Annotated in this window: 2 pseudogenes; both read right to left on the bottom strand. The window is 43.6% G+C overall.

Annotated elements, in window-relative coordinates:
- Positions 1–97 (bottom strand): annotated as a pseudogene (locus tag AB5935_RS27040) (NADH-quinone oxidoreductase subunit I); the annotation flags it as partial.
- Between the two features lie 12 nt (positions 98–109).
- A pseudogene (gene nuoH / locus AB5935_RS27045) lies at positions 110–1,184 on the bottom strand (NADH-quinone oxidoreductase subunit NuoH).
- Positions 1,185–1,208: the final 24 nt, after the last annotated feature.

Here is a 1,208-nt window from a genome sequence, read left to right on the forward strand (position 1 = left end):
AGTATACCTTGATGCTGGTTTTCATACCCGTTGCCAGTGTAATGATGCCATGCATCAGACCACCTAAGTACATATATTTTTTATCTTTATATTCCATAATTCTCATTTATCAAAAGTGGAAGCCGAAAGCTACGCAGCATGCCATTAATAATAGATTTACCATAGAAATTGGAACCAGGTATTTCCATTCCAGATTCAAGATCTGGTCGATACGCAAGCGTGGGAAAGTCCATTTGATCCACATCAGAAGGAATACCACAAAGAATGCTTTGGCGAAGAACCAGATAAAGCCCGGAATATAATCCATTACAGCATTAAATCCATCCAAACCAACAATGTGCAGCGGCATCCATCCTCCCAGGAAGATGGTGGCGGCAACACTGGCTACGATAAACAGATTCAAGTATTCTGCCAGATAGAAGAAACCGAAACCCATACCGGAGTATTCTGTATGATATCCGGCTGTCAGCTCACTTTCCGCTTCGGGAAGGTCGAACGGGCCACGGTTACATTCTGCATTTCCGGCAATCAGATAGATGATGAAAGCAATGACCGCAGGAATATGTCCCTTGAAGATGAACCAACCATCAGCTTGTCCTTCTACGATTTCAGAAAATTGCATGGTTCCCGTCAGCACTACCATTGTCATGATACTCATACCAACAGAAAGTTCATAACTGATAATCTGTGCACCGCTTCGCATGGCACCGATCAAAGAGAATTTGTTGTTACTACCCCAACCGGCCAGCAAGATACCGACAACTCCAATGCTGGAAGCTGCCAACAGGAAGAACACGCCCACATTAAAGTCCAGAATCGCCGCACCTTTATTAAAAGGAATACAAGCGAGTCAGGAATGAAGAGATAATCACCATGAATGGAGCAAGATTGTAAAGGAAATGGTCGGCACCCTTCGGCATGAAGATTTCTTTGGTCAGCATTTTGAGCACGTCGCAGACCACTTGGATAGAACCCCATTTACCAACACGGTTCGGTCCAAGACGACACTGGAAAAAACCGCAGACCTTACGCTCCATGTAGATCAATATGATAGCCAGGATGGCATACAGTGCTACGAGGCACACGCCGACAGCTACACATTCTATAAAGATGGCTAATCCCTCCGGCATAATGGAGAGCAGTAGCTCATGTATCCAGTTTGTTACTATACTAAAGTCGAACATATATTTTTAATAATTAAGTATTAT

This window comes from Phocaeicola sp. RTP21198st1_B8_RTP21198_201120 (assembly GCF_040929485.1).
GTDB lineage: Bacteria > Bacteroidota > Bacteroidia > Bacteroidales > Bacteroidaceae > Phocaeicola > Phocaeicola dorei.